This window comes from Dendrosporobacter quercicolus, assembly GCF_900104455.1.
Taxonomy (GTDB): Bacteria; Bacillota; Negativicutes; order DSM-1736; family Dendrosporobacteraceae; genus Dendrosporobacter; species Dendrosporobacter quercicolus.
In genome coordinates this window covers 218,647-244,536 of sequence record NZ_FNHB01000006.1, presented here as the reverse complement: position 1 = coordinate 244,536, position 25,890 = coordinate 218,647, and the positions used below count along the sequence as shown (strand labels likewise).

The following is a 25,890-nucleotide window of genomic DNA, read 5'->3' as shown; positions in this document are numbered from 1 at the left end:
TCGGTCGTCAGCGCCCTGATGACCGGCGGCTGGATGACCGGCACCAGCGACATATACGAATACGCCGCCACCGACAGCGGGCCTAACAGGTCTTTGGCGAAACGGCTGGCGACATAAATGGTTGTCGGGCCGTCCGCCGCACCAATAATCCCGATGGACGCCGCATGCTCAAAGGAAAAGCCCACCAGCGTCGCCCCGATGGCGGTCGCAAAGATGCCGAATTGCGCCGCCGCCGCAAACAGCATGACCGAAGGGCGGCGGATCAGCGGCGTAAAGTCGCACATCGCCCCGATCGCGATAAATATAAGTACCGGGAAAAGTTCATTGGCAATACCGGCATTATACAGTACAACCAGGAAGCCCTGCTCGCCCGGTATATTTGATACTGCGGAAGAATGGGGGATATTGGCCAGAATTGAGCCAAACCCGATCGGCAATAACAGCGCCGGCTCATAATCATGCTTTACGGCAAGATAGATGAGGATAGCCCCAATCGCCCACATTACGACATGCTTCCAGGAAAGTCCGATGAACCCCATGAGAAGTTCGTCTAGCCACGGATACTGATGAAATATTGCTTCCATATTTGTTTACCTCCTGATCTGGATTTATTCACGCTTCTCAACTGCCAACCGCAAAAAAAGTCGAATCACCTAGCAGTATGTATAATAGCATTCCCAAAATGCTGCGTTTCATCAGCCTATATGACCTGGCGCCCATCCATAAGCTTTTGCCGCCCAGCAGCGGCCCACTGATTACCCGGCCGGGTAATCCTGACACTCAATACCGAATCGGCGCCCATCATGGCATAAATGGCTGCCCCAATAGCGGCAACCACCTCCGGGCTGATCCCCTGCGCGTCAATATTCATGGCCGTATTGGAGTCGGCTGCGGTTACAGCGGCAATTTTCTCAGCCTTTTTTTCAACCTTTTGGGACTTGCCGAACAATGAATCAAAAAAACCCATACTCACACCCCCTTTCGATTTTGAACACGTTTACGCAACCAGCAGCAGGCTGTACGGAATAATGCCAGCCGGTTGCTGCTAACGCTATACAGCCGGCATGATTGCGGCAATCCTCCGGGCCTTTATTGGAGGCTCAACTACCTGCCCCGCCCCGTTCGGCCGCTTTATACAGGGCAATACCTTCCTCTATCTTTACCCTGCTTTAATAAAACAATACCTGCTTTTAGGCAAACCTTCTACATTGCGTAATTTTTCAAAATATTTAGTAATTAAAGTTCTCGGCAGATAAAAACGAGAATCCTTAACGCCAGGCTTGATGAAAAACGCCGGCCGCTGTTCATCCGGACCGCTAAATTCTCCTGAATGCTCACAAAAGCAGGGCTGAAAAATCAGCTCTGCTTTTGATTCTACAACTATTTTAATTTAAATAAACTGCTGACTTATTTGCTCCGCGCAGCTTACGGCAGTTCCTGTTACTCATAATAATCATCAATAATCTCGCAGCCGCGTTTGATAAAAGCCTCGTCTGAATAGGCCGAACGGTCCAGTGTACCTTCTTCAATTGCCTTAAAGGTAACCTGCTCTTTGGCAAACTTGCCTTGGGCTTTGGCAGCAGTACCCGCGGCGTCTTTGGGATGAATGACCACAATGCCATCGCCGTCGCCGACCAGAATATCACCCGGTTGAACAACGACGCCGCCAATGCAAACGGGAACATTAATTTCCCCCGGACCGTCTTTATAAGGACCTTGCGGGGTTATACCCGCAGCATAAATTGCCAGATCCAGCTCCCGTAAAGCATCCGCATCGCGTACAGCGCCATCGATTACAACACCGGCAAGGCCTTTTTTCATTGCCTGCCGCATCATGATTTCCCCGGTCAGGGAATTAACCACATCGCCCCGCCCGTCAACCACAATAATATCGCCAGGCTGAGCCATATCCAGCGCTTTATGAAACATTAAATTATCGCCGATCCGGGCGCGCACAGTAAACGCGGTGCCCAAGAGCGGCTTTTTGCTCACCGGCTTAATCCGGGCGTCAACGCAGTTCACCCGGTTCATTTCATCAGCAATATTTGCCACCGGCAGCCCTCTGAACAATTCGACAACGTTCTTATCCGGTCTCTTAATTTTGGTGAAAATTCTAAACCCTACATTTGACATAGTATAACCCCCTGAATTTAGCGATCAATAAATGACTTGCAAACGACTGGCAGGTGTTGCCTGTTTCAGAAATAACCGGGGCTTAATCCCGCCGGTCGGTCACAGCAAAGATTTCGTGAAAATCCTTCGGCGGTACGCCCTTAAAATATTCCTTGAAGTTTAATTCGGTGCACCATCTTAGCTTTTCTTTCGTTGCTAAGGACATGGTGCTGTCAACCTGCAGGTTATTTAAAGTCTTAATAACCTCATCCATTTCATGCTCGCGCCGTTCGGAATGGATGACGCCCCTGGTCAGCATGCCATTAATGATCGGCAGAAGCGGACCGGCGGTCAGGGTTTCCTCAATCGACGCCAGCACATCATCTTCAATGCCATATTTATGTCCTGCCACCACTGTCTCTAATAATAAGACAACAAACCCCTTCATAAATATGCTGCGGAACATTTTTGAGGCGGAGGACTTGCCGGCCGGACCTGCCAATAAAGTCAGGTTCATCCCGTAAGGTTGCATTTTTTCCACAAATAAGGCGGCGCCGCCGCCTGATGCCAGCATCGGAACCTTATGGCCGTTGCCCGGTACCGTGCCCATGACCGCAACATCCACAAACAGCGCTTTCGCCGACACAATATCATTTGCAGCCGCTTTTGTGTCAGGGCCGGCTGAGTTTAGATCAACATAGATCTGGCCAGCGGTCAGATACGGCAAGCACTCTTCCGCCAGAGCAACTGCCAGGTTAGCGCTTACCGAAGAAAATATAATGTCCGATCTTTCCGCCAATTCCTTTAAGCTGCCAGTCAGAACAACACCGGCATCACTGGCCCTTTGCCCGATCAATTCAGCCTGCGGCGCTACATTCCAGAATTTATCAAAGGCGCTGATATGAGCTGCGCCCGCCCCGGCCAGCCCCTTAGCAATGTGATAAGCTGCTTCGCCAAATCCAATAAAACCAATTTTTAATGTCATTTGAGCACCTCCAAAATTTTGTTATACAGGTAAAACGCCGGTAAGCACAGCAGTAACAATAAAGATAAAAAACATCGGAATCGAATATTTGAAAAACTCTTTTTGATACTCCCCAAAACTCATCTCCGTCCGGTCCATCAGCAAAAAGAGCCAGGCAACCGTCGGGCTGGCATACCTGATCGCCTGCCCCATAAAAGACGCCATTCCGATCTCTGTCGGTGAAATGCCGAACTTATAGGCAATCGGCGCTACCACAGGCAGGATGCCGAAGTAGTAAGCGTCCACCGGTAGAGCATAGCAGGCTATCGAACCGATGAAGGCAAAAATTAAAGCAGTATGGCTTCCTAAGGACTCCGGGATCAGGCTGGCCAGATGCTGTGCAATCGCCGCCGACATTCCGCTGCCGTTCAAGATGCCCAGGAAACAGCCGGCCGCAATAATGATCGAAGTTACGGCAATCGCATCACCGCCGTTGGCCGTTATTCTATCGCGCTGTTCCTTATCGTTATAATTGGCAGCCAGAGCGATCGCTGTACCGACCAGAAAAACAATGGCTCCGCTGACAAGACCCATAATCAGCAGGACCAGCATGCCAATCGTTAAAACCAGATTGAAAATAAACCGGTTGGGCCGTTTAAGCTCCTTGTCATGATTGCGGATAACAGCCACCATTTCTTCGATCTGCTCCGCCGAAATCACCTCACTATGTCCGGCGACATAGCCCAGCCGTTTTCTTTCGCTTATTCCCATAAAATAAGCCAGAATAAAAATATAAATCATCGCCACAGCCAGGATCGGCAGTATCTGCACAAACAACTCATTTACCTCTAAATTAAGCACTGCCGCCGCTCTTGCCAGCGGTCCCCCCCAGGGCAGGCAATTGCCAATAGAGGTGGGCAGGATAATCAACATCGCCAGATATGATAACTTGATCCCCATTTGTTTAAATAAAGGGACAAAGGCCGATGTAATAATCAGGATTGTGGTGGTGCCGTCCCCGTCCAAAGTAACCACTGATGCGGTAAATACCGTTACCATCAGCACCTTCAGGGGATCGCCCTTGGCTTTTCTAATTAAATAGACACAGAGCGGATCGAATAATCCGACATTCATCATAATACTGAAATACAAAATAGCAAACAAAATCATAATTGTGGGATTGATTGTTCCCAGACTTACCTTGCCTTTGTCGTTGACCGTATAGAATAAGCCTTCTTTTATCCAATCAAGGACTTTTTCCAGTGGAATGCCATAAAAAAAACAGGCTGCCATTCCGCAAATCACTGATACAACAACCAATCCGGTAAAGGCGGAAGTCTTCTTTTTAATCACCAGAGCTAAAAATGCAATGATCAGAATGTACCCTAAAACAGTTAGCATCAGTACCCTCCTTTATTCACCTGTAATATCCTGCTGCACTTTCCGGCTTGCACCGGCTTAACCGGAGATAAATGCTTATCTTTTCCGCCCCCTTCGCTGTAACATGATTTCGGACTGTGAGTTCCCGTACACCGCGCCTTGTGCGTGGCGCTCCCTTTCCTGCAAGCCATCGGTTTAACATATTGCACAAACTATGCCAACTTACAACAAAAAGCAATTTTTTCTTAAAATTCAATAAATCCGCTGGGTTACCCGGCCTTATTTCGGAATAATTTGAATAAAGCAGTAACCTTTGGTATAATCATTGCAGAATTAAGTTGCAATATATTGCAATTAGTTGCGAGGTGATGCTAATGAGTAAGATCCTGTTTATTTTACCTGATGAGGAACTGCTGCAATATGCCCGAGAAACCTTAACCACCGTCTTTCCGGATGTTGAAGTCGTCACTGCCATCGCCGGAGAAGGCGCCGCGATTGTCCGTAAGCATCTGCGCCGGGGGCTGGAGGTAGTTGCGGCGCGGACAGTCACCGCCGCCGCCATCCGTCAGGCCGGACTCGATGTGGCTGTTGTGGAAATTCCCCGGACCAGCTTTGATATTCTCCGGGCGATTGACAAAGCAAACCTTAAGGGCAAACGCCTGGCTTTTATCTCCTATTCCGAGAAGATTTGGGGAATTGAGCTGTTTTCCGAAGCGCTGGGCGTAACTATCCAGCAATATACCGTCAGCTATAAGACCGATTATGAGGCGGAAATTCTGGCAGCCTGCGCCGCCGGCGCCGAAGTTATCCTTGGCGGCTTCACTGTTGTAAAAACGGCCGAACGTCACAATATCCCCAACGCCTTGATCAGGGTCGGCAAAGAAAGCCTGCTGCAAGCAGCCAGCGAAGCAAAACATATCCAGGAGACACTGGAATTCGAAGCTGCCAAGCGGGATATTTTTAACACCATATTAGACTACTCCTATGAAGGGATCATTACCATTGACCAGAATTACCAGATTACCACCTTTAATCCCCTGGCCCAGAAATATACCGGTATAGATAAGGCGGCAGCCATAGGCAGGCCTGTAAGCGCAATATTGCCGCAGCTTAACCTGGAAAAAGTTGTGGAAACGGGAGCCGACGACCTGCACAGCATCATCGAAGTGGGCAAAGTTAAGATTATGTGTAATAAAGTTCCCATCATTGTCAATAAAAAACCGTACGGCGCTGTGGCTACTTTACAGGAGACGGGGAAAATACAGGAGATGGAAGCAAAAATCCGCCGGCAAATATATGCCCGCGGTCACATCGCTAAATTTTATTTTAAGGATATTATCGGCCAAAGCCCCGTCATAGTAAAGGCCATTGAAATAGCCAGGGACTTCGCCGCAACAGATTACAGCCTTTTGGTCTTAGGGGAGACTGGAACAGGCAAAGAAGTTTTCGCGCAAAGTATTCATAACGCCAGCAAACGGGCCCAAGGCCCTTTTGTTGCCATCAACTGCGCGGCCTTGCCCGCCCAGCTGCTTGAAAGCGAACTGTTCGGTTATGTTGGCGGAGCGTTCACCGGGGCCAATAAAGAAGGCAAGCCCGGGCTGTTTGAAGTCGCCCATGGCGGCACCATCCTGCTGGATGAAATTGCCGAAATGGATTATGTTAACCAAGGCCGCCTGCTGCGCGTGCTGCAGGAAAAAACGGTGGTAAGATTGGGCAGCCATAAGGTTATTCCTATTGATGTGCGTGTCATTGCGGCTACGAATAAAGACCTGGAACTATTGATCCGGGAAAACAAATTCCGGGACGACTTGTATTACCGCTTGAATGTATTGAATTTAGAGCTGCCTCCGCTTCGTTCCCGCAAACCGGATATCAGGCTCTATGCCGAAGCCTTTTGCCGGGAAACTGCCGTCCATTCAGGCGTAACGCCTAAATTTTCCTCAGACGCCCTGCGCATCCTTGAACGGCATTCCTGGCCGGGAAATATAAGGGAGCTTAAAAATATCGTTGAAAGAACAATTGCCACGGCAAAAACCGTCACCATCACCAGTGATTTGCTGCAAAAAATATTCCCGCAGCAAAAGACCGCTCCTTTAGGCTTTTCCCCCAAAGAACAGCGCATGATCAGCGAGATCCGGGAGACTCTTAAAACTGCCCGCGGCAATTATACCGCAGCAGCCCGGCTGCTGGGCGTCAACCGCAGCACGCTCTGGCGAAGAATAAAAAAATACCGGATTGAGGGCTAGTCCGACAAGTCTAATGGCCGCCCTTTTGGTCTCCTGTCGCAAGTTCAGCCTAAATAACGCTGCATTAAATTATTGGTCAGGCTTGTGCAGCGGTAGCGGTAAACCGGCCGGCCGATGGTACCATAAGTAATCTCCAAATCCAAAACGCCGATATTTTTTAGAAAATCAAGATACTTTCGCATGGAAACCCTGGATATGCCGACATAGCTGGCCATTTCCTCGGTAGAAAACGCCGTTCGTTTTAAGCCGTTTATTTTTTCCCAGGTTTTCGTTAACGTATTTCGGTCAATGCCCTTCGGTAACTTGGCCGCAGCCGGCTGCTCCTTGTACAGAATGCAATTATCCAATTCCAGCTGGTTAATCCGGTTCGGCTCCTGCATGAGTTTTACCAAATCCCGGTAGGCTGACAAAGCGGCCTCCAGGCGTTCAAATTCAAAAGGCTTAATAATGTAATCAGTTGCCCCGAATCGCAAGGCTGTTTTTATGCTGTTGCTGTCACAGGCAGCCGAAACGATAATAACATCCACCCCTTTGCCGCTGGTTCTAATCCGGGATAGTAATTCCAAACCATTCATTCCCGGCATGAAAATATCCAGCAGCACCAGATCGACTTCCTGCTTATTTAATATTTCAAGCGCCTTATCCGCCGAATAAGCCACCGCAATCAACTCAAAGCCTTCCACTAATTCGAGATACCGCCTGTTAAATTCCGCTACCATCGGATCATCTTCTACAATGACAACTCTGATCATGAATTATCTCCCCTTTTTTTGTAGGGTAATACTATACAAAATTCCGTACCCTTGCCAGGTTCGGAAATAATTTCAATCTCGCCATCCAGCCGGTCAACGCTGTGTCTGAGCAAATACAAGCCAAGACCGCGGTTCAGACCTTTCGTCGAATAGCCTTTTTCAAATATTTGGCGTTTTAACTGCTCATCCATACCCGGTCCGGAGTCGGACACCCTGATGGTCAATATTCCTTCATCATAGCTGAAATTGACGCAAACCTGCTTGGTAGCCGAATTGTCCAGCGCTTCCATGGCATTGTCGATTAAATTGCCGACAATGGTGATGAGCTCATGAACCACTCTGGCTTCATCGGTCTCAGGCAAAAAACAGTCCTCCGCAATTTTCATTTCAATGCCCGCTTCCCGTGCTTTGCTCAATTTCCCCAGCAAAAACCCGGCCATCACGGGATCTTTAATTTTTTTAACAATAAATCCGATCTCCGCCTGGTAGCGGTGGGCAATCTGATTTACATACTCATTCAGCCGGTCGTAGCAGCCCATACGAATCATGCCAAGAATAACGTGCAGCTTATTCATAAACTCGTGCGTCTGAGACCGCAAGGCATCGGCATAGGTTCGCACCCCGCTCAGCTGTTCAGCCATCCGGCTTATTTCGGTCTTATCCCGGAACGTGGCGATTGCCCCGACAATGGTTCCGTCAACATTCACCGGCACCCGGTTGGCCAAAAGAGTAACCCCGTTTATCTCCTGATCCTGATCCAGCTCCGGCTTGCCCAGCTGCAGCACATTCTGCAGCCTGGTATTGGGCAGGTATTCTTCGATTTTCCGGCCAATGGGCTCGCCTGCAATGCCGGCGCGGCGAAATACCCGGAGCGCTTCTTTATTGACAATCGTAATGTTGGACTCCTGATCAACCGCGATAACCCCCTCGCGGACGGAATTCAGCATTGCATTGCGTTCTTCAAATAACTTGGCAATGGTAAACGGCTCCATGCCAAACATAATTTGTTTAATATATCTGGCCAGCAGCAAAGAGCCGATAATACCGATCAGTAAACCAAGACAAATGCCAAAAATGATATTCAGGCGGCTTTCATAAACAGCCTGGCTGATATTGTCAATGGTCATGCCGACAAGCACTACGCCGACCTGTCTGCCCTCAGCCGAAACCACCGGGGAAAAGGCCCTCAGGGATTGCCCCATCGAGCCGGTTTCAAAAGAGATGACCTCTTGCCCTTTAAACGCCGGATCAACATCCGAATTTTCATACTGCTTGCCGATGATATCGGTATTGGGATGAGACTTGCGCTCGCGGTTCATGTCCATTACCGTAATAAACTGCACGCCGCTGACTATTCTAATTTTTTCGACATAGGCCTGTATTGCCGGATCATCATCAAGCTGCTGCGTGGCAAGCGCATCAATAACAACCGGCGTACTGGCAACAATCCGGGAAATTTCAATGATCTCCTTTTCCAAGCTCTTTTTGGTGCTTTCCGCCACCCTGTCACTGATTAATATGTCTGTAATCAACAATGAAAATGTCACAACCAGGCAGACCAAAACCGTTATCATTGTCTGTAAACTAACGATATATTTCTGCTTATACATAGATTGATCCTTCCCCTGCGGTTAAACCGATTGAACCTCAAGCCTTGCCCGGTCTTTTGGGAATCGGAGCGGATTTACGTTCCGATTATTGCAATTTTCTTAATTTATTTACCTTCTACTTATCAGGGCTGCACTCCTGCTTTTAGGGCTAAGTTATAAAAATCCCAATCTCCGCTGTCTGCCACCGGTACCTGCCCATATCGACACGGCCGTCGTCAGTAAATTCAACACCCTCGGCCTCAAGCAGCTGCCTTTGCAACGCTTTGCCGCCCAGGCCAAAACCGGCCGTAAGGCTCCCGTCTTTAAAAACCACTCTGTGGCAGGGCACTTTATACTGATAAGGATTACGATGCAGCGCATATCCCACCGCCCTGGACGCCCGCCGGCTGCCGGCCAACGCGGCAACCTGCCCGTAGGAAGCGACCTTTCCTGCCGGAATCTGACGGACAATTGCATAAACCGTATCATTAAAATTCATAAGCTCACCCTGCTTTATCTGCTTTTTCTTCCATTATACCGGATGATCGGTGCTTTGAGGAGCTGCTTTGCTAGGTTAGTCTAAATAACACATCACCGGCCACCAGCCCTGTGGTAAGCCTGGAAATTGACATCTTCTTATGTCACATTCCTGAAGCCCCGGCGTATAATATATTATCCTACAGGTTAATAGAGGAGCGATGATGATGTCTGAAAAAAAAGATTTACCGGCAAGCATCTCCGGCAGCAAAACCAAGTCCGCGCCTGCGCCCGGAACAGCGGCTTCCGAAACGGCCTCCCCGGCCCCGGAGCAGCGCCATACCTGCCATAAATGTCACAAGAGCCATCCGTCCTGCCTGCCGTTCTGCCCCACCTGCGCCACCGGGACGGTCGGGTTAACGGCCTATGCTTATATTTATAATGTCGTCGCCGAGGTTGTACCGGTCGAGGGCGACATTACCTTCAGCAACAACGGCGTCATTGTGGGCAGCATTGCCCATACGCCGGGAACGGCGGCAATCGTGCTTGGCAACGCCGGCTACTATGCCGTATGGTTTATCGCGGCAGGCGCAGAGGCAAACCAGTTTACCCTGTTCCAAAACGGCGTTCCTGTTGCCGGCGGCACCTATGGTTCCGGGGCCGTAACCCAGCCAAATCCCGGTATGGCAATCGTCGCAGCGGCAGCCGGTACCGTATTGACCGTACGCAATCATACCAGCGCAGCCGCGGTTACCTTACAGGCTCTGGCCGGCGGAACGCAGTTAAACGCCAATGCCGCTATCCTGATTCAGCGAATAAGCGGTTAAAGCATCGCTGACTGCAAACAAGCCACAGTAAAAAAGGTTGTTCGGTTTATCGGACAGCCTTTTTCCTATTGTTCCGGGATTTCTCCCCTTTTAAGGGCTGGCTTGGAGCAGTAAAACTGCCGCTGTCAGTCTTTCAAGAATAATTGCCAAAGCGATTTCATATTATTTGTACTGGGAACAGGAAGTCAATGTCCTGCCGGGGTACAAGTGATTTCAGCGACATCTTTGTATCCCCCACTGTCCCATTGCAACTTAGTTAATTACTGCAATACTGAATGAAGCTTATCCGGTAAGGAAGGGAGGCGATGCAGAGTTCTGTAAAGGCTGCGTGGAAACAGGTTGTCAAAAAATAATGAGGAGTAAACTTATGAAACAAGTAGATTTTAAGAGTCATGAATTGAGCGTACCTGAGCTTACGCTCCGGGGCATGTTGCTGGGAATGCTGATAACCGCCATTTTTACGGCCTCTAATGTTTATTTGGGATTAAAGGTAGGCCTGACATTTTCCTCGTCGATTCCTGCTGCTGTTATCTCTATGGCGATTTTGAAGGTATACAGGGATTCCAATATCTTAGAAAATAATATGGTTCAGACACAGGCATCGGCGGCAGGCACTCTTTCGGCAGTTATATTTATTATTCCCGGCCTGCTGATGATTGGCTATTGGCAGGGATTTGTCTTTTGGCAGACCCTGATGATTTGCGCCTGCGGCGGCGGCCTCGGCGTGTTGTTCACGATTCCGCTGCGCCGGGCGATGATCGTCAATAGCGACTTGCCCTATCCGGAAGGCCTGGCGGCGGCCGAAATTCTGAAGGTAGGCAGCGGCAATCCTGCCGGGGTTCAGGAAAGCGGCGTAAAAAGCATTATGTCCGGCGGTATTGTTGCGGCTGTCATCACCCTGTGTTCGGGTGGCCTGCACCTTCTTTCATCGGCAGTGCATTATTGGTTTACGTTTGGTAAAATCACCTCGCAGCTGCCGCTTGGTTTTTCTTCCGCTTTGCTGGGGGCGGGCTATTTGATTGGAATTGCCAGCGGTATGGCAATATTAGCAGGCACGATTCTGGCCTGGGGTGTATTTGTGCCATACCTTACCGCAGTGCTGTCACCGGCGGCCGGGCAGAGCGCCAGTGCGTTCGCCTCAGCCATATGGGCCCAGAAAGTTCGGCTTATCGGTGCAGGAACGATTGGGATTGCTGCCATTTGGACGTTGCTTACGTTGTTAAAGCCCATTGTTGACGGAATGCGCCTTTCGATTCAGGCTATGAGCCGTGCGGGAACGGGAAAAAGGCTGCACCGCATGGATACGGATTTGTCGCCGCAAACGACAGCAATCGTATTTGGTATAATTGTCATCGGTTTAGTGGGAACCTTCTACTCTTTTATCGCCGAGGCCAATCTCTCCGCAGCCAGCACGGGGATTTTTGTTGTTGCCGGCGTTGCCGTTTCTGTCTTTATGGGATTCTTTGTAGCCGCAGCGTGTGGCTACATGGCCGGATTAATCGGTACATCGGCTAGTCCGATTTCAGGGATTGGCATATTGGGCATTATTATATCTTCGCTTGTGATATTGGGAATAGGTTCGGCGGTGGGTCTGTTCGCTACCGAAGCAGGCGGTAAATTCGCGATTGCCTTAGCTATTTTTACGACCAGCGTAATTGTCAGCATTGCTGCTATTTCAAACGATAACCTGCAGGATTTGAAAACCGGTTACATCGTTGGCGCTACGCCCTGGAAGCAGCAGGCAGCTCTATTTTTAGGCTGTATTGTCGGCGCCTTTGCTATTGCCCCGGTACTGAATTTATTGTACGAAGCCTACGGCTTTGTCGGCGCTATGCCGCGGGGCGGCATGGATGAAAGTCAGGTTTTGTCCGCACCGCAGGCAACCTTGATGACTACGCTGGCCCAAGGCATCTTCAGCCATAATTTGGATTGGAATTATATTATTTTCGGTGCGGGCGTCGGCGTGGCCATTATCGCGATTGATTTGCTATTGAAAAAGAACTCGGCCAAATACTGTCTGCCGCCGCTTGCGGTAGGCATGGGCATTTATTTGCCGCCTACCCTGGAAATACCGCTTGTCATAGGTGCGGTCATGAGTTATCTGGTGGGCCGGTACATAAGAAAACGGGCCAAACAGCGGAGCCCGCAGCAGATCGAAGCGGATGTGGAAGTTTGCAATCGCCACGGTGTGTTATTTGCGTCCGGGCTGATTGTCGGTGAAAGTCTGATGGGCGTTATCCTGGCTATCATCATTGTATTTTCAGTATCAAGCGGCGGCAGTGATTCGCCGCTGGCAATCACGGGCGGGGATTTCGGCCCTGCGGCTGATTGGCTTGGCCTGGGTGTATTTGTTGCCTTGATTGCCTTATTTGTCTATCGGGTTGTCAGTGTAAAATTCGAAAACAACGGCGGATGAATCCGATAGCGGCAAGGCTTCAGGATTTCTAAATCTTGCCGGTTTGCCGGTATAGGAAAACGGGGAGTGAAAGCACTCCCCGTTTTGCGTTGGATACCTCAATTGTCGGCCAAAGCAAGGAGCACTTACTCCACGGTAACGCTTTTGGCCAGGTTGCGCGGCTTATCAACATCGCAGCCGCGGGTTACGGCGGCGTAATAGGCCAGCAATTGCAGCGGAATGACCGCCAGGATGGGTGCAAGCAGTTGATCGGTGTCCGGAATATAGATGGTATGATCCACATACTTTTCGATTTGCTTGTCGCCTTTAAGGGCAAGGCCGATCACTACCGCATCACGTGCTTTTACTTCCTTTATATTGCTGAGTGTTTTTTCATAAACATCGCTTTGCGTCGCCAGGGCGATTACCGGTACTCCTTCAATAATGAGCGCCAGCGTACCGTGCTTAAGTTCTCCCGCCGCATAGGCTTCGGCATGAATATAGGATATTTCCTTAAGTTTCAGCGAGCCTTCCAGCGCCACAGCATAGTCTAGTGAGCGGCCAATAAAAAATACATCCTCGTTAAAACCATATCTTTGGGCAAAGGTTTTAATCGGTTCAACGTCTTCCAGAATTTCATGAAGCTGGCCCGGCAGGTTGCGCAAGGCTTTGATCAGTTCTTTACTGCGCTCCGGGGAGACCGTTGCTTTTAAATCCGCCATATAGACAGCCAGCATAAACATGGTGACCAGCTGGGTGGTATAAGCCTTGGTGGAAGCAACGGCAATTTCCGGACCGGCCCAGGTGTAAATCACATTGTCGGCTTCGCGGGCAATGGATGAACCAACCACATTGGTTACAGCCAAGGTTCTGGAACCAAGCCGTTTGGCTTCTTTTAAAGCCGCCAGCGTATCACTGGTTTCGCCCGACTGGCTGATAACTATGGTCAGGTTATTTTCATCCAGCAGCGGCGAACGGTAGCGGAACTCTGAGGCAATATCGACCTCGACCGGAATGCGGGCCAGTTTTTCAATATAGTATTTACCGACAACCCCGGCGTGGTAGGCAGTACCGCAGGCCACAATAAAAATCTTTTTAAAGGCTTTAAGGTCATGTTTATTCCATTTAAGCTCATCCAGCAGCACGCTGCTGTCATCTTTCGCCAACCGGGAGGACATTGTTTCACGGACAGCTTTGGGCTGTTCGTAAATTTCTTTAATCATAAAATGCTCGTAGCCGCCTTTTTCAGCCGCTTCAGCATCCCAGTTAACTTCAAATACTTTTTTCGTTACCGGCACGCCCTGGCGGTTCATCACCCAGACCGAATCTTTAGTCACAATGGCCAGCTCGCCGTCACTCAAAATATAGGTTTTGCGGGTACGGCTGATAATTGCCGGAATATCAGAGGCAATAAAATTTTCCCCCTCGCCCAGACCAATCACCAATGGATTATCCTGCTTGGTGCAGATAATCTTATCCGGCTCATCTTCCGACATAAAGACCAGCGAATAAGAGCCTTCAATCAGAGTGAGTATCTTTTTTACCGTTGATTCCAAATTTCCGTCGTAATGCTCCTCAAGCAAGTGGGCCACAACCTCGGTATCTGTTTCCGATGCAAAGGTGTGACCCTTGGTCAGCAATTCCTCTTTCAGATGCAGATAGTTTTCGATGATCCCGTTATGCACAACGACAAATTTCCCTGAACAATCGGTATGGGGATGGGAGTTGCAGTCAGACGGACGCCCATGGGTAGCCCAGCGGGTATGCCCAATACCAATATGTCCTTTCGGCTGATGGGTTTCAATTTTTTTCTCTAAAATTCCCAGGCGGCCGACACTTTTTTCAATCTTTATTCTATTGCCATCAAACACTGCAATACCGGCTGAATCATAGCCGCGATATTCCAGTTTGGTCAAACCTTCGATAAGAAAGGGCGTGGCCTCATTTGGGCCAATATAACCAACAATACCACACATGAGGGAATCCTCCAAATGATAAAAATATTTACTTTCACTGTTTTAACCGTTTTGCGCCGTAAGTCACCTTACGGATTTGTCGGCATTATAACGACCACAGCAGCCGAGAGGCATCCGCTGACTACTCGATAAACCTCTTCCTCGTCTACTTGCCGCAGCAAGTACCAGCGCTCTTATTTAGTGTTTCTTAAAATCAACTCAGCTATCCATCAATCACCACCTTATCTGCTTTGGCGCACGCCTGCGGCGAAACGGCGGGCAAAACGCCGGGACCGGCCCTTTATTCGGCATTTGACGCTTAACGCAAGCCGGCGCTTTACTATTATATACGCAAAGGAGCACCGTAGTGCTCCTGTACTTTCTTATTTTAATATAATATTCGGACTTGGTCAACGTTAACCTTGTTCACGCCTGATCACGTCGGCGATGCCATGAACAATGTCTTCCAGCTGCGGCAAGTCCGGTCCTTCAGCCATTACCCTGATCAGCGGTTCTGTCCCTGACGGCCTGACTAAAATCCGGCCGCTTTCGCCCAGCCTGTCTTGACCAGCCTCGATAGCCGCACTGATGGCCGGATTGTTCTGCCAGCCATCTTTGCTTTTCACCCGCACATTCACTAAAATCTGGGGAAATCTGGTCATGAGCGAACCCAGCTCCGATAGTTTTTTACCGCTTTTGCGGACTGCCCAGATCAATTGGAGGGCTGTAATCAGGCCATCGCCGGTAGTACTGTAATCATTAAAAATAATGTGGCCTGACTGCTCTCCGCCCAGTGAGTAGCCATACTCCCGCATCGTCTCTAATACATAGCGGTCGCCAACCGGTGTTATCTCCAGCCTGCCGCCGGCTCTTTTAACGGCCTGGTGCAAACCGATATTGCTCATTACGGTCGTAACCAGGGTATTGGCCTTCAGCTTATTCCGTTTTAGCAGTTCCAGCGCGCAAATGACCATAATTTGATCGCCGTCCACCAATACGCCCGTTTCATCCACCGCCAGACAGCGATCAGCGTCCCCGTCATGGGCGATTCCGATGTCGGCCTGGTATTTTACAACAGCCTGCTGCAAGCCTTCCATGTGGGTTGAACCGCAGTTGTCATTGATATTAATGCCATTGGGCCGGTCGTTGATGACAATGACCTCTGCGCCCAGCCGTTTCAGCACAGCCGGAGCTACCTCAAACGCCGCGCCGTTTGAACAGTCGACAACAATTTTACAGCCGTTAAACTGCTCGCCAACCGTGCTGACAGCATAATCAATATATTCGTTGATTAAATCATGCCGGTATTCAATTCGCCCCACGCCCTGGGCAGTTGGCCGGGCCAGCATATCTTCAGCAGCCAGTACCATAGCCTCCAGCCTTTCCTCAACTGCGTCAGGCAGCTTATAGCCTGTGCCGGCAAAAAATTTGATGCCGTTGTCAGGATAAGGATTATGTGAGGCGGATATAACCACTCCGGCCTGGGCGTTAAGTTTGCGGGTCAGATAAGCAACCGCCGGCGTTGGTACAACTCCGGCCAGCACGGCGGTTCCTCCGGCTGAACATATTCCAGCCGCCAGGGCCGCTTCAAGCATGTGACCGGATATTCTGGTGTCCCGGCCGATGATGACTACGGGCTGAGCCGTAGACTCTTCACCAAAAAAAGCGGTAGCCGCCCGGCCTAATCGAAAGGCCAGCTCCGGTGTGAGCTCTTTGTTCGCCACACCCCGAACTCCGTCTGTCCCAAAAAGTTTTCCCATAGGTTAAGCTTGCTCCCTTCAAGGTAAAATTACGCAATTATACTTTATACTGCTGGATCACCGCCCGGGCGGCGTTAAGACCGTCCAGCGCGGCGCTCATAATTCCTCCGGCATAGCCAGCGCCTTCGCCAATAGGGTAAAAGCCGCCGGTATTGAGGGAAACGAAATCTCCGGTCCGGACAATTCTTACCGGAGCCGATGTCCTGGTTTCCACCCCGGTCATTACCGCGCCGTTATCGTCAAATCCCCGGATTTTGCGGCCAAACTCCGGCAAGGCCTCCCTTAGGGTTGCCGTTACAAAATCCGGCAGGCACTGCCCGAGATCAGCGGCAGTAAAGCCCGGTTGGTAAGTAGGCTGGGTCAAAAAGGCACTGCCGCCCTGTTTTCCGCCCAGGAAGTCGCCAACCGTTTGTACTGGAGCAGAATAGTTGCAGCCGCCTGACTGATAAGCCAGAGCCTCATACCGGCGCTGAAATTCAATGCCGCCCAGAATTCCGCCGCCAAAGTCCTCCGGTACGACATTGACTACCAGCGCACTGTTGGCAATTTTGCTGGAACGACCATAATTGCTCATGCCGTTGGTCACTACCTGACCCGGCGCTGAAGCAGCCGCTACGACCAGCCCGCCCGGACACATACAGAACGAATAGGCGGTGCGACCGGTTTGCCTGGCGTGATGGACCAGGGCATAATCGGCGGCCGGCAACCGGGGGTGACCGGCGGCCGACCCATATTGGGCCTGATCGATCATTTGCTGCGGATGCTCGATCCGGACGCCAATGGCGAACGGTTTGGCTTCCATTGCCACGCCGCATTGGTTCAGCATGGCATACGTATCTCTCGCGCTATGTCCAATGCCGAACAGTGCCACAGTACAGGGAATGCGGCGGCCGTTGACGACCAGTTCTTGCAGTTGACGCTCTTTAATTACTAAACCCGTAACCTGGGCTTCAAATTCCACCTGTCCGCCCAAAGCAATAATCTGCTTACGAATATTCTTTACCACCTGCCGCAAATTATCGGTGCCAATATGCGGTTTATACGAATATTTTATTTCCGGCGGGGCTCCGGCCGCAACCAGTAAGTCCAGCACTTCGCCCATGCCGGGATGATTTACCCGGGTAGTCAGTTTACCGTCGGAGAAGGTTCCGGCTCCGCCTTCGCCAAATTGGACATTGGAAACCTCGTCCAGGCTGCCGGTCTGCCAAAAGCGGGCAATATCCCGAATCCGCCGGTCAACATCGCGGCCCCGTTCCAGCACCAGCGGCCGGTAACCATGCCGGGCCAGGGTAAACGCGGCCAAGAGGCCGGCCGGTCCAAGCCCGACAATGACGGGCTGATCTTCAAGCACCCGATTGCCCGGCGAAAGCGGCGGCGGAATATAGCCCTCGGTCCGGGCTACATCTTTATCCCCGCGCAGACGCGACAGTACCTGCCCCTCAGCCGCAGCTACCCTTACATCAAGAGTATAAACAAAATTTATGTTGGTCTTCCGTCTGGCATCAAGCGCTTTACGTACAAGGACCACCTCAAGCACAGCCTGAGGTGGCAGTTTTAGACGTTTAGCCGCTAACTTCGCCAATGCCGTATCGTTGTCCAGCGACACCCGTAGGTTAGCTATTCTTAACAAACAGTTCTCTCCTATTCCTGTGGTTTGTTTTCCACGCTGATATGCGCGGTTACCGTGTTCTGCGCGGCCGTAATGCCTGGCTGCAGCTGTAATTTTACATCCTTTTTTCCGTCTTTGCTAAACCCGTCCAGGCTGATAGGCTCGGTATAGACAAATTCCAGCTGCTCCAGCGTTTTAGGCTCACCATAGATCTCAATTTGATCCGGCTCGGTAATAATGCTTTTCAACGCCGTACCAGCCGGCAGTTCACCAGTCACCAGCGTCCTGATATCAACCAGCTTCCGGTTCGGTCCATTCAGCAGGGAAGTGGTTATTCCCACCTTCGCCGGCTTAATGGTGACGCCTTCAACGGTTTTTCCGGCCCGGTCTAGCGGCGTTACCTCTATCTCCGCGCTGAAATCACCGGATTTCCCCGTTAAGTCAATGGTGGCGACAATCCGCGCAACGGTATCGGTGATGGTTCGCGGTCCTTCGATGGTCACCTGACTGATCGCGGGAAAGGCTTTGCCGACATTGGCCCCATCGGCCGAAGTGCCGGAAAATGCCAGTTCAATTGGAATTTGCCGGGAAACAATTTTATCAATATACAACGTCACTTTATCCGGAAATATCTCCAGTACATCCAGGCCATTGGGCGCAACCGCATGAACTTTTACCGTCTGGCGGCCTTCAGCGACTCCGCCCAGATCGAGATAAGACTTGACGTCCTGGACGGTCGAACCGGCAATTACGCTGCGCGGTCCCCGTACTTTGATCCGGACAGTTTCGGCCACTTCCTGCACCACATAGCCGTCAGCGGCATTCCTTACTTCCAGTGGAATCTGAAAATTGGCATCAATGGGCGGGTTTTGTTCATTCATTACATACACCCATAAAGTTACGGCAAAGACAATCGCCAGCACCTTGGCAGTAAGATTTTTGCGCGGGAAATTATCCATAGTATTACGACTTCCTCCACTTAAAAAAGTCACTTAACGGCGAGGGCCTGTTGGTAAACAACGGCCGTAAAGTTTGAATCAGTTCATCGGTATCCAGATACCGGACCAGCCTGCCGCTCCGGGCGACCGATATGATTCCGGTCTCTTCACTCACCACCACCACTATAGCATCGGTTTGTTCCGTCAGGCCAATGGCGGCGCGATGCCTGGTTCCCAGCTCTTTATTTAAATTGCGGTCATCGGTAAGCGGCAGCAAACAGCCCGCCGCCAATACCCTGTTGCCCCGGATAATGGCAGCGCCGTCATGCAGGGGAGTATTGGGAATAAACATGTTGATGAGAAACTGCGAGGATACCAGGCCGTCAATCTGAATGCCCGAATCACTGTAATCGTTCAGACCGGTTTCACGTTCCAGCACAATCAGAGCGCCGATTTTATTTTTAGCCAGCGCCGCCGCTGCTGTGGCTATGTTGGTTAACAGGGATTCCGTTTCCTCCTGATTTAAAAACACACTTTTCCCAAACAGGGTGCCTCGCCCCAGATGTTCCAAAGCTCGCCGCAGTTCAGGCTGGAAAACCACCGGCAAGGCAACCAGCACTACCGTCATGGCCTTCTGCATCAGCCAGTAAATGACATTAAGTCCCAGCCATTTACTGACCCCGGTGATGACCAATAAAACGATAAGCCCTTTCAAGAGCGCCAAAGCCCTGGTATCCTTAATCATAAAATATAGCTTGTATAACACCAGAGCGACAATCACGATATCGGCAAAATCCAATAAATTGATGGTTGAAATTATTCCTCGAATCTGTGCCTGCATTAAAAAAACTCCTCAACTAGTCTTCATTATTTTATTCTCCCCAATATTAGGAAAAACCTTTATGTTTTTTGCAAATTTTTATAACTAAGTCTTAAGTCCTAGTACTGCGCCAATCTTGCAACTGCAAGTGAATGACGAGACGAATTTTCCTAAGACAATGCGGAGGAATGAGAAGGCGACGATAAAGAAAATACGGTTTTGCACCGAGCGCCGCCAAGGCAGAAACCCTTGTTGCCCGTTACGGCCAACGAAGCAGGGCAGAAAAAAGACCGCAGGCTAAGCCAAATGTTGGATGACGCACGGTACTAGTATATACAGAAAGGGCAGACGCAATAAATATAATTAAGGCAGCTTCTTTTACTAATACCAAAAGACAGGTTCCGGGGAACCTGTCTTGGTGTTAAAGCTGCTATAAATTTACGCAGGACGAACTAAACAAAACCGCGTGCCTGGTTATCGCGTGATGAGCTGCCGGTGCGTCCAGGGCCTGAATCTCATTTAGGACTGAAATAGAAATCCTTGATAAAGGTACATTTGATATTGGCTCCATACAAATAAATAGGGGCAAACCGCCATTGCCTTAAAGCCTCTCTCGTAGCTTCCTTGAAGCCTAAATCAGGCGTATTGTTGATAATTTCTATCGCTTCAACCTCTCCGTCCAGTCCTACGACAAACCGGGCGCTCACCACTACAGTTTTGCCATAGCTGACAGAGCGTGCTTCCGCCGGATAAACCGGCTCAATTTGTCTCAGTATTGTGTAATGAATGCCATTGGCGTTTAACGCCGTATAGCTGCCATCCGCATTGCGGCTGAAATTTCCGCCGGCAAAAGGCGATTCTCCGCCTTCGCTGCTCCCGCTTTGGCCGGATTTGCCTGACAGACCATTTTCCGCTTTTGTCCCCGCCCCGTCTAAGGAAGCTGCCTGGGCAGGTTCGATTTGGGTAGAAGCCACTGGCACCGGAGCCGGGCCGCTCCTATTGGTTCGTTGGTTTTCCCGGGCAGGCATCGGTTGTTCTATCGCCTTTGCCGGCCCGCTGTGTTTATGCGCTTGCGCCATTACGTTTCCCGCCGCCCAAGCGCCGCTTCCGGCTGCCGTCTGTTGTTCGTCCCGCACCAGTTCAACACTGGTAAGGACCAACTGAGAATACTCCGGGGTCCGTATTGCAAAAAATCCCACCAGCAAAAAAACCAGGCAATGTATGAACAAAGAACTCAAAAAAGAAACCTGAAAATTCCCCATCCTTCACCAACTCACTAAAAATAATACGGTATTTCTGACCAACAAGGAAGGCGCCTGTTAAAATTTGTACGAAGTCATTACATAATACATCCGTTCGTCGCCAGGCAGCAAGCTGTAATAGCCGCCTGAATTCTCGGTAAGATATGACGCGTATTTTTCATTAAATGCGTTCTTGACCCCGGTATAAAGCGTAACTTGTGGCGTAATCTTATAGGTCACGTCAAAATCCACAATTTTATGAGATCCGATCTGATTGCCTGCTGCATTTTCATCCTCAGTAAAATTATTATACCTGCCCACATATTTGTACTGCGCCGCCAAACTCACTTTCTCATTGGGGTCGTATTGCGCCTTCAGCACAAATTTGTGTTTGGGAACGGCTTTAAGGGACTGCCTGGTCCAGTTGGTCAGGTTCTTCTGGGCTTCATTCATAAATTGACGGCCGAATTCATTGTAATCGCTTTTACCTTTCAAATAAGAATAGCCTTCCGTAAACGTCCACTTATTGACCTTCTGGCGAATACTCAAATCAGCGCCATGCCGTTTGGTATCATACAGGTTCAGCGACCGGCGGATGAGACCGCCTCCTGGCGGCAAATGCAAAAAGCGGTCAATTTGGTTGTCCGTTTCGGAATAGAACACGGCGAGATTGACCGTGGAAATACCGATTTTATCACGCAGCCCGATTTCATATAGGTCGAATTTTTCATCAGTAACACTGGATGGCTTTATCTCGTCGCCAAAATCGTCCGCCATTTGAATACCGTCAGGATGCGTAAACCCTTTTTCATAACGGGCGTATACACTGCCAATATCGTTATATTGATAAGCAGCGGCCAGCTCAACCGCTGCGTCTTTGGTTTTGCGCGTGTCCTGGCCGGAACTGCTGGCGGCTTCTTTATCATACCCCCAGTCGGTAAATTCACGGCGTACTCCCTGTACAAAAGACCATTTTCCGTAGGTTAGTTTATTGGAGGTATAGAAAGCCCGGACTTTTTTATCATAAAAAAAGTGCAATGGATGTATGGTCAGCGGCTTTCCCCCATAACCGCCGGTATAATCGTCATAGGCAAGCTCGGCTTCTTGCGTGTAATAATCCAGGCCGAATAAGACAGAATGCTGCCTGTCCGGACCATAAGCATGATCCAGTTTTAATTTTACGCCCCGGGTAGAGTGATCCATGGTTTTATCACCCTGGCTGTTATTCTTAAAATAGCCGTCATTATAGAATACATCAGCTGACAAACGGGTATCCCGGGAGAAATTTCTGGCATAATTCAAACTGTACATGTCCATTTCCCGCTCGGCGTCTAAATAACCCGAAACCCACCGTCTGACCTTTTCGCCATTTTCTATTCCCACAGTTATCCACTTGCCTGACGGTACATAATCCTTGCCATACTTGTCAAAGTTTCTTTTTTGCAGGCTGGCGATAAACTGGCCTTCATCCTGTACGTGACTGTAGCGGAAAGACAGTCGCTGCGCCGGATCAATCTGATAAGCCAGCGCCCCGGCCCAGTATTCGCTGTTACGGTAGGTGTCAACGAAATACAAATCCTTGTCCGATTTTGTATACGACAATTGATAGCTTAATTTCTCGTTGACTTTGTCGCCCAAATTCAACGCGCCATTCTTTTCATTTTGCCCCCACATAAAGCTCGCTGAGTTTTCAGTCTTGTTTAACCGTTTCAGATTGGTTGTAATATTGATGATGCCTCCGGCAGCCCCGGAACCATACATCACGGAACCGCCGCCGGGAATAATTTCAATCTTTTCGATATTATCCACCGGGATATAGTTGTAATCGTTCATAAACGGATGGCTGGTCAACGTTGTAATCGGCGCGCCGTCCAACATCACCTGAATATTGCGCTGCGCTTGTTCCGAGCCCTGCCCCCGAATATCGATGTCGCCCCAGCCGGTTAACCCGACGGAGATGCCGGGAACGTCGTTCAGTATCTCGCCCATGTTCTTATATCCTTTGCCGGTAATCGTCTCCTTGGTTATCACGATAACTTCCTTGGTAGACTTTAAACGTTCCACCTCTACATAATCCGGCTGGATATGAGAGTCCTGCAGACGAATATCAGCAGCCGCCGCTGATGCTCCCATGCCTGTAATTAAGGATACAACCAGCAGCCGCAACATGCCGGGATAAGTTTTCTTATACATTGCTTACCTCCTGAAATGCTCAATACTTAGCAAAATAAAATTGTGGTCATGCGTTCTTATGTACTGCCGTAATTCACCTCCATCAGCAAGTTTCCCGGAAAAGCGGCTCCAGCACCAGGCCGAGTACACCGCCCGCACACTCTGCCCTCACATTCCGCCGGTTCCGTAAAGCAGTCCGTCCAGCACTGCCAGCGCTTCTCCTAGCTGTGGTCCCGGATTGACGGCAAATAAACGGTACGGCAATATATACACCCTGCCGGAACACATCTCTTCCAGCTGCCGCAGGACGGCACTCTCGGATACCGGTTTGTCGCCGCTTAAAATTGAGGTAACGAACTCCAACCGGTGCCGGATGACCAGAACGAGATCCGGCTGGAAATCCTCAACCGCCGCCAATCGAAACGGGGTATAGTTTGCCAGGTCTTCAATGGGCGCCGCCATATCGGCTACATTGACGCCGCCCAGACGTTTGACCAAATCACCGATAAAACTATTGGAACAAGCCGTATAAAGCCGTTCGTCGGCTTCCCACAAAATCAGTACTTTCGGTGAGGAGCTCCGCCAATGCCGCCGTACAAGCCCGCGCCGTTTCTCCTCAATGCTTTCAATTTCCCGACCAGCTTGTTCCGGATTGCCGCTCAATTCGCCATACAGCCTAAAGGTCTTTAATACATCGTCATAGCGTTCCAGAACCTGCAGCAGCACAGCAATACCGGCTTTCTCCAGGGAAATAACCAGCGAATGGTGCATCGGCGCATGGATCCCCAGCACTAAATCAGGCCTCATATCAATGATTTTTTCTCTATCCGGGCAGAAAGGAAAACCGACTGTGGGAATATTGCAGACTTGTTCAGCAATGTCAGGATCCAGCATGTTCGTGGCTACCCGGCCGACCACATGTCCCCCGGCGGCATAATAGAGGCTGATATTAGACGCATTCAGGGCAATCACCCGCTGCGGACGCTCCGGTATAGCCACCACCCGGCCGGCGCCGTCGGTGACCACCCGCACGGGCGCATTGCCGCCCGCCTTTTTCGGCAGACAAACGGAATCCGCCGCAATGTTCCCGCCGGGTTTTATCGACCGGCAGCCTTTAATGGACTGGACAGCCGCGCATTTTGGACATTTGATCTCAATGGCCTGGACAACCCCCCGGTACAGAAGGCGATTGCAATAATTGCAACGGATTGACGGCAGCGTTCCCTTCAATTCCTTTACATTCTCATAACCAGCCATCATGGTTTAACTCCTCCCCCTTTTCGAATTAGATCTTCAAACAACGTCCTGCAAAAAAAATAAACTCCGTGCATAGCTATGCAACGGAGTTCTGGACTCTCTTTCAATATGATATTCTATCCCAAAGTATAATGATAATGTTTATCATTGTCAACCTTTTTGTGTCTTTTTATGGTTTTTTTATGGTTTTCTCCTGTGATTTGTCTGCGCCGGCCGATGCTGTCCGCCTTCCCGTCCAGCAAAATGTAATTTTTAATGAAAAAAGTTGCCGCTGCAAGGTTGGAAAAACCTCTCAGCGGCAACTTGTCACAGTTGATCAGCTTTTGGCAACCTCTTCGACCCAGCCGAACTTATCGGCTACTGCCCCATATTGCAAACCAGTGACGTAATCATATAATTTTTGCGCTAATTCGCCGGTTTTATTATCGTTGATGATGATTTTATTGTTCTGCCACGATAACTCGCCTACCGGCGAAATAACTGCGGCCGTTCCCGAACCAAAGACCTCTTCCAGCTGGCCCTGGCTGTGAGCGGCGTATACCTCATCAATCGTTATCCGGCGTTCAGTGGCCTTTAAGCCCCAGTCGCGGGCAATTTCCAGCACGCTTTTGCGGGTGATGCCGCTCAGGATACTGCCGGTAAGGGCCGGTGTAATCAGTTCGCCGTTAATTTTGAAAAAGATATTCATGGCGCCCACTTCTTCAATATATTTCCGTTCAACGCCGTCCAGCCACAACGTCTGGGCATAACCAACCTTTTTGGCATCAACCGCAGCCCGGAGGCTTGCGGCATAATTAGCCAGCGTTTTCGCTTCGCCCAGTCCCCCCGGCACAGCCCGGACATATTTATCTTCCACTCTGATTTTCACAGGAGTAAAGCCGGTGGCGTAATAAGCGCCCACCGGGGACAGAATAATCGCCAGTTTATAATTTTCGGCCACTCTAAGCCCCAGGTAGGGATCGGTGGCAAAGATAAACGGCCGGATATAAAGGCTGGTACCCTGCTTGGCCGGCACCCACTTTTGGTCAAGCGCAATCAGCTTGTGCAGGGCATTGTGCACCACATCGACATCAAACTGCGGAATACACAAAATATCAGCCGACCTATTTAGTCGGCGGAGATGCTCCAGCGGCCGGAACAGGACAATGCGATCATCTTTCGTCCGGAAAGCTTTCATGCCCTCGAAGACCCCCTGGCCATAATGCAAAGTGGTATTGGCCGGATTTACACTAAAGTCATGATAAGGCACAATCCGGGGATTATGCCAGCCTGCCTGCGGATTGTAGTCCATTTCAAACATATGATCGGTAAAATGGGTGCCAAAGCCAAGTACATTTTCATCAGGCAAAGCACCCGGAGTTCCAGTTTTCGCAATCGTTACTTCTGACATCATTAA

Annotated in this window: 20 protein-coding genes; 3 read left to right on the top strand and 17 right to left on the bottom strand. The window is 50.0% G+C overall.

The genetic code is table 11. The annotated features are described in order from the left end of the window. The 5 genes from BLR06_RS13130 to BLR06_RS13110 all read right to left on the bottom strand — a co-directional run. On the bottom strand, window positions 1-584 hold a 584-nt coding region (locus tag BLR06_RS13130; RefSeq protein ID WP_139164493.1), incomplete at its 3' end, for a sodium ion-translocating decarboxylase subunit beta. 116 nt (window positions 585-700) lie between these two features. Continuing rightward, window positions 701-967, bottom strand: a complete 267-nt coding sequence (locus tag BLR06_RS13125; RefSeq protein ID WP_092073930.1) for an OadG family protein — start codon at window positions 965-967, stop codon at window positions 701-703. Between the two features lie 473 nt (window positions 968-1,440). Further along, window positions 1,441-2,133, bottom strand: coding sequence for an RraA family protein (locus tag BLR06_RS13120; protein ID WP_092073928.1), 693 nt, complete (start codon window positions 2,131-2,133; stop codon window positions 1,441-1,443). A gap of 82 nt (window positions 2,134-2,215) precedes the next feature. Then, window positions 2,216-3,097, bottom strand: coding sequence for an NAD(P)-dependent oxidoreductase (locus BLR06_RS13115; RefSeq protein WP_092073926.1), 882 nt, complete (start codon window positions 3,095-3,097; stop codon window positions 2,216-2,218). Window positions 3,098-3,118: 21 nt separating this feature from the next. Beyond that, on the bottom strand, window positions 3,119-4,477 hold the full coding sequence (locus BLR06_RS13110; protein ID WP_092073924.1) for a CitMHS family transporter: 1,359 nt from the start codon (window positions 4,475-4,477) through the stop codon (window positions 3,119-3,121). 353 nt (window positions 4,478-4,830) lie between these two features. Between BLR06_RS13110 and BLR06_RS13105 the strand changes: the two genes are divergently transcribed. Continuing rightward, window positions 4,831-6,702 carry a sigma 54-interacting transcriptional regulator gene (locus BLR06_RS13105; protein WP_173812726.1) on the top strand — a complete coding sequence of 624 codons (1,872 nt, stop codon included), beginning with the start codon at window positions 4,831-4,833 and terminating at the stop codon, window positions 6,700-6,702. A 44-nt stretch (window positions 6,703-6,746) separates the two neighbouring features. On the opposite strand, the gene BLR06_RS13100 is transcribed toward BLR06_RS13105, so the two are convergent. From BLR06_RS13100 to BLR06_RS13090, 3 genes are all read right to left on the bottom strand, one after another. Then, a complete protein-coding gene (locus BLR06_RS13100; protein ID WP_092073920.1) occupies window positions 6,747-7,454 on the bottom strand; it encodes a response regulator in 708 nt (235 codons plus the stop codon). After that, on the bottom strand, window positions 7,451-9,064 hold the full coding sequence (gene dcuS / locus BLR06_RS13095) for a DcuS/MalK family sensor histidine kinase (protein ID WP_092073918.1): 1,614 nt from the start codon (window positions 9,062-9,064) through the stop codon (window positions 7,451-7,453). Before dcuS ends, BLR06_RS13100 begins: the two co-directional genes overlap by 4 nt. Before the next feature lie 148 nt (window positions 9,065-9,212). Beyond that, entirely contained in the window at window positions 9,213-9,542 is a 330-nt protein-coding gene (locus tag BLR06_RS13090) for an MGMT family protein (RefSeq protein ID WP_092073916.1), read from the bottom strand. Window positions 9,543-9,747: 205 nt separating this feature from the next. Here BLR06_RS13090 and BLR06_RS13085 point away from each other — a divergent pair, with 205 nt between their 5' ends. Both BLR06_RS13085 and BLR06_RS13080 read left to right on the top strand, forming a co-directional pair. Then, window positions 9,748-10,347 (top strand): collagen-like protein, encoded by a 600-nt coding sequence (locus BLR06_RS13085; RefSeq protein ID WP_173812728.1) that lies wholly within the window; start codon window positions 9,748-9,750, stop codon window positions 10,345-10,347. 367 nt (window positions 10,348-10,714) lie between these two features. Further along, window positions 10,715-12,763, top strand: coding sequence for an OPT family oligopeptide transporter (locus tag BLR06_RS13080; protein WP_092073914.1), 2,049 nt, complete (start codon window positions 10,715-10,717; stop codon window positions 12,761-12,763). Between the two features lie 125 nt (window positions 12,764-12,888). On the opposite strand, the gene glmS is transcribed toward BLR06_RS13080, so the two are convergent. The 9 genes from glmS to BLR06_RS13030 form a co-directional block, all read right to left on the bottom strand. Beyond that, window positions 12,889-14,718: a glutamine--fructose-6-phosphate transaminase (isomerizing) gene (gene glmS, locus BLR06_RS13075; protein ID WP_092073912.1), complete on the bottom strand. Its 1,830-nt coding sequence runs from the start codon at window positions 14,716-14,718 to the stop codon at window positions 12,889-12,891. A gap of 395 nt (window positions 14,719-15,113) precedes the next feature. Beyond that, window positions 15,114-16,457, bottom strand: coding sequence for a phosphoglucosamine mutase (glmM, locus tag BLR06_RS13070; RefSeq protein ID WP_092073910.1), 1,344 nt, complete (start codon window positions 16,455-16,457; stop codon window positions 15,114-15,116). A gap of 37 nt (window positions 16,458-16,494) precedes the next feature. Next, window positions 16,495-18,087, bottom strand: coding sequence for an NAD(P)/FAD-dependent oxidoreductase (locus BLR06_RS13065; protein ID WP_092073908.1), 1,593 nt, complete (start codon window positions 18,085-18,087; stop codon window positions 16,495-16,497). 11 nt (window positions 18,088-18,098) lie between these two features. Then, the gene (locus BLR06_RS13060) at window positions 18,099-19,025 is read right to left on the bottom strand and encodes a CdaR family protein (RefSeq protein WP_092073906.1); all 927 of its coding nucleotides are present in this window, start codon (window positions 19,023-19,025) and stop codon (window positions 18,099-18,101) included. 4 nt (window positions 19,026-19,029) lie between these two features. After that, on the bottom strand, window positions 19,030-19,845 hold the full coding sequence (gene cdaA / locus BLR06_RS13055) for a diadenylate cyclase CdaA (protein ID WP_092073904.1): 816 nt from the start codon (window positions 19,843-19,845) through the stop codon (window positions 19,030-19,032). Between the two features lie 494 nt (window positions 19,846-20,339). Continuing rightward, the gene (locus tag BLR06_RS13050; RefSeq protein ID WP_173812730.1) at window positions 20,340-20,984 is read right to left on the bottom strand and encodes an energy transducer TonB; all 645 of its coding nucleotides are present in this window, start codon (window positions 20,982-20,984) and stop codon (window positions 20,340-20,342) included. 159 nt (window positions 20,985-21,143) lie between these two features. Further along, complete coding sequence (locus BLR06_RS13045; RefSeq protein WP_092073900.1) at window positions 21,144-23,258, bottom strand: TonB-dependent receptor; 2,115 nt, start codon at window positions 23,256-23,258, stop codon at window positions 21,144-21,146. Between the two features lie 147 nt (window positions 23,259-23,405). Further along, a complete protein-coding gene (locus tag BLR06_RS13040; protein WP_092073898.1) occupies window positions 23,406-24,497 on the bottom strand; it encodes an ABC transporter substrate-binding protein in 1,092 nt (363 codons plus the stop codon). Between the two features lie 313 nt (window positions 24,498-24,810). Beyond that, entirely contained in the window at window positions 24,811-25,884 is a 1,074-nt protein-coding gene (locus BLR06_RS13030) for a branched-chain amino acid aminotransferase (RefSeq protein ID WP_092073960.1), read from the bottom strand. Between the last annotated feature and the right edge of the window lie 6 nt (window positions 25,885-25,890).